5 protein-coding genes and 1 pseudogene are annotated in these 3,264 nt (G+C 72.2%); 2 read left to right on the top strand and 4 right to left on the bottom strand.

The window, feature by feature from the left end:
* Window positions 1-806: YbdK family carboxylate-amine ligase (locus tag HUX53_RS27240; RefSeq protein ID WP_176406072.1), on the bottom strand; the 806-nt coding region annotated here is incomplete at its 3' end.
* 166 nt (window positions 807-972) lie between these two features.
* Here HUX53_RS27240 and HUX53_RS41610 point away from each other — a divergent pair.
* Window positions 973-1,101: a hypothetical protein gene (locus HUX53_RS41610; protein WP_255205683.1), complete on the top strand. Its 129-nt coding sequence runs from the start codon at window positions 973-975 to the stop codon at window positions 1,099-1,101.
* Between the two features lie 37 nt (window positions 1,102-1,138).
* Here HUX53_RS41610 and HUX53_RS27235 read toward each other — a convergent pair whose 3' ends face one another.
* From HUX53_RS27235 to HUX53_RS27225, 3 genes are all read right to left on the bottom strand, one after another.
* On the bottom strand, window positions 1,139-1,327 hold the full coding sequence (locus tag HUX53_RS27235) for a hypothetical protein (protein WP_176406071.1): 189 nt from the start codon (window positions 1,325-1,327) through the stop codon (window positions 1,139-1,141).
* An 11-nt stretch (window positions 1,328-1,338) separates the two neighbouring features.
* Complete coding sequence (locus tag HUX53_RS27230) at window positions 1,339-1,548, bottom strand: HGxxPAAW family protein (protein WP_176406070.1); 210 nt, start codon at window positions 1,546-1,548, stop codon at window positions 1,339-1,341.
* Between the two features lie 115 nt (window positions 1,549-1,663).
* A complete protein-coding gene (locus HUX53_RS27225) occupies window positions 1,664-2,842 on the bottom strand; it encodes an acyl-CoA dehydrogenase family protein (protein ID WP_176406069.1) in 1,179 nt (392 codons plus the stop codon).
* Between the two features lie 114 nt (window positions 2,843-2,956).
* Here HUX53_RS27225 and HUX53_RS27220 point away from each other — a divergent pair.
* A pseudogene (locus HUX53_RS27220) lies at window positions 2,957-3,264 on the top strand (methylmalonyl-CoA mutase); the annotation flags it as partial.

Below are 3,264 nucleotides of genomic sequence, written 5' to 3'. Positions count from 1 at the left end.
GCCCGGGACGACACCCGCACCAGCGCCCGGACCAGCGCGGCGAGCACGGCCGCGTCGCCGGCGGTCGGGGCGACGTCGGCGAGCCGCACCTCCACGGTGGGCAGCCGCGCGGACGGCCGGACGTCCCAGAAGATCGTCCCGGTGTCCATCAGGGCGCCGCAGCCGAGCAGCGTCCCGACGAGGTCGTCGTAGTGGGCGGCCGAGGCGAAGAACGGCGGCGGGCCCGCCACCGGCCACCGCGCCCACGCCAGCGCGCGCCAGCAGGCGTGGCCGGTGTCGCGCCCCGCCCAGTACGGGGAGTTCGCGGTCAGCGCGAGCAGCGTCGGCAGCCACGGCCGCAGGTGGTTGCCGACCTGGACGGCGTGCTCCCGATCGGGCATCTCGACGTGGACGTGGCAGGAGCAGATGCTCTGCTCGTCGTCCAGTGCCCGGTAGACGGCCAGGCTCTCGGCGTAGCGGGGACCGGCGGCGATCGGCGCGGGGACCACCTCGCCCAGCACGGGCGTGCCGGTGGCGGCGAGCCGGACGCCCTCCGCCGCCGCGGCGGCCGCCATCGCCGCGCGCATCGCCCGGATCTGCTCGCGGAGCTTGTCGAGGTCGTCGCACGGGGAGGTCTTGGCCTCGGCGAGGAACGCGACCAGCTCGGTGGAGGCGCGCTCGCCCAGCGCGGCGCCGGCCCGCCGCACGACGGCGGCGGCACGGGGGACGACCTCCCGGGAGACGGGATCGACGACGAAGTACTCTTCCTCGACACCGAATCGCAGGGTCGTCCACCACCTCGGGCTCGGGGCGGCGCAGCAGGCCACGTTCCTCCCGACGGTACGTGGCCGCCGCCGCGATGGCACCTGCCGGTCGGCCCGTAAACGGCGGTAAGGGATCTCCTTGACCCTCTTTTGACCCGCCGCTCAATGGGCACAGTCCGGGGAGACGCGGCCATGTGAGAAAGTGCCGTATGAGAAGGAGGTGGCCCCCGTGACCGGATCGACTGTGGTCGGCGTGCTCGTTCTCCTGCTCGCCGTCGCCGTGTTCTTCCTGGTGGGGCTGTTCTACCTGGGAGACAAGCGGAAGGGCCCGCCCAACGGCTCGGACAGAGGCCGCTGAGGCGGACCCTCGGCGGGTACCGCGCCGGGCGCGCCGGCTAGCGCGCGGGCCCGGCGTCCACGAAGTACATGCACAGCGCGATGATGTGCGTGACCACGACAACGCCCATGCTCACGAAGAACAGCATCTTGGCGGGGCCGTGCGGGAAGACCTTCCCCGGCTTGAGCCTGCCCCGCTCGCGCTGCCGCGCGGCGATCCGCTCCTCGAGGGGAGGACGACCGAACATCGCCGCCGCCGCTAGGCCCGGGGGTCGTCGACGATGACGTCGGTCATGATGTCGACGGCCAGCGCGACGATGCCGCCGACCGCGATCAGCGCGGCGCCCACCCCGAACACGATCCAGTCCGGGCCGATGACGATGCCGACGCCGCCGACGATGAAACCGACGAAGATGATGGCCACGGCGACCCAGGACTTCGGGCGCCCGGCGTGGCTGCCAGTCGACATGTTGTGGTCTACCTCTGCAAGGTTCCGGTGGGGCTGTACGACGCCGAACTCTAGCAACGCCCCTGGACGGACGGCCTTCCGGGGTAGCCGGTAGATCGTCCGCCGGCCGGCGGAGTCAGACGAACGCCCCCATTCCGGTCGCCGCGCGGCCGACGATCAGCGTGTTGATCTCCCGGGTGCCCTCGTAGGAGTACAGCGCCTCCGAGTCGGCGACGAACCGGCCGATGCCGTAGTCGAGGACGATCCCGTTGCCCGCCATCAGCTCGCGCGCCCAGCCGACGACCTCCCGCATCCGGGTGGTGCAGTAGGCCTTGGCGAGCGCCGAGTGCTCGTCCCGGTACAGGCCGCCGTCCTGCAGCTGCGCGAGCCGCACCACCATGCCGAGGCAGGCGGTCGCGTTGCCCAGCATCTTGACCAGCAGGTCCTGGACGAGCTGGAACTTGGCGATGGGCCGGCCGAACTGCTCGCGCTCCACCGCGTAGTCGCGGGCGATTTCGTAGGCGGCGAGCATCACGCCGACCGCCTGCCACGCGACGCCGCTGCGGGTGCGGCGCAGGATCGCGGCGGTGTCCTTGAAGCTGTTCGCGCCCTGGAGCCGGTCGGACTCGGGGACGCGGCAGTCTTCCAGCGCGATGTCGGCGTTCTCGACGGTGCGCAGCGCGATCTTGTTCCGGATCGGGGTGGCGGTGAAGCCCGGCGTGCCCTTGGCGACGACGAACCCCTTGACCTGGTCGTCGGCCTCGTCCCGCGCCCACACGACGGTGTGGTCGGCGAACGTGGCGTTGCCGATCCAGCGTTTGGCGCCGTTCAGCACCCAGTGGTCGCCGTCGCGCCGCGCGGTGGTGCGCAGGCCGAGCGCGACGTCCGACCCGCCCTCGGGCTCGGTGAGCGCGAATGCGCCGATCTTCTCCATCCGCCCCATCGCGGGCAGCCACCGCTGGCGCTGCTCGGGGGAGCCGCACCGGCCGATGCTGCCCATCGCGAGGCCGGTGTGGACGCCGAAGAACGTCGCCATGGACGGGTCCACGCGCGCCATGTCCATCGCGAGGAACCCGGTGAGCAGGCTGCTCGGCTTCTCCCCGGGGCACTCGTCGTGGGCCAGCCCGGCGATGCCGAGTTCGCCGTACTGCGGGATCAGGTCGAAGGGGAACTCGGCCCGTCCCCAGCAGTCGTCCGCGATCGGCGCGACCTTCGCCTCCAGGAAGGCGCGCACCCTTCCGACGATCTCCTTCTCGCGCTCGTCGAGGAGTTCCTGCATGTAGTAGAGGTCACCGGGGAGTGGATCCAAGGTCATGAGCGTGCTCTTCCCGGACGCCGCGCCGCTAACCGGCGGGCCGGCCGCCGCCGGATACTGGTCAGCGGGACCCGCTTCAGAGCGCCATTCGGTCGCTCACCTACGATCCAGGGCATGACGGTGCCGCCTGAGGAACTCGAACTGGCCGCCGCCTTCCCCCCGGCCGAGCGCGACCGGTGGCGGGAGACGGTGAAGGGGGTGCTGCGCAAGTCCGGCGCGGCGACCGAGGACACCCCCCTCGACGAGATCGAGGGTCTGCTGACCCGCGCGTCCTACGACGGGGTGCCGGTCGCGGCGCTCTACACCCGCGACGACGCCCCACCGGGACGCCCCGGCCTCGCCCCCTACGTCCGCGAAGTGCGGCCGGACGGGGAGGGCATCGCCGGATGGGACGTCCGGCCGCACTTCGCGGACGTAGGGGG

Origin of the sequence: Actinomadura sp. BRA 177 (assembly GCF_013372625.1) — a bacterium.
GTDB lineage: Bacteria > Actinomycetota > Actinomycetes > Streptosporangiales > Streptosporangiaceae > Spirillospora.
This window is presented reverse-complemented; position numbering and strand designations above follow the sequence as displayed.

What these genes read in the sequence shown, in the direction of transcription:
- HUX53_RS27235 (WP_176406071.1), bottom strand. Translation starts at nt 1,327, where the DNA reads ATGTTCGGTCGTCCTCCCCTCGAGGAGCGGATCGCCGCGCGGCAGCGC.
- HUX53_RS27230 (WP_176406070.1), bottom strand. Translation starts at nt 1,548, where the DNA reads ATGTCGACTGGCAGCCACGCCGGGCGCCCGAAGTCCTGGGTCGCCGTG.
- HUX53_RS27225 (WP_176406069.1), bottom strand. Translation starts at nt 2,842, where the DNA reads ATGACCTTGGATCCACTCCCCGGTGACCTCTACTACATGCAGGAACTC.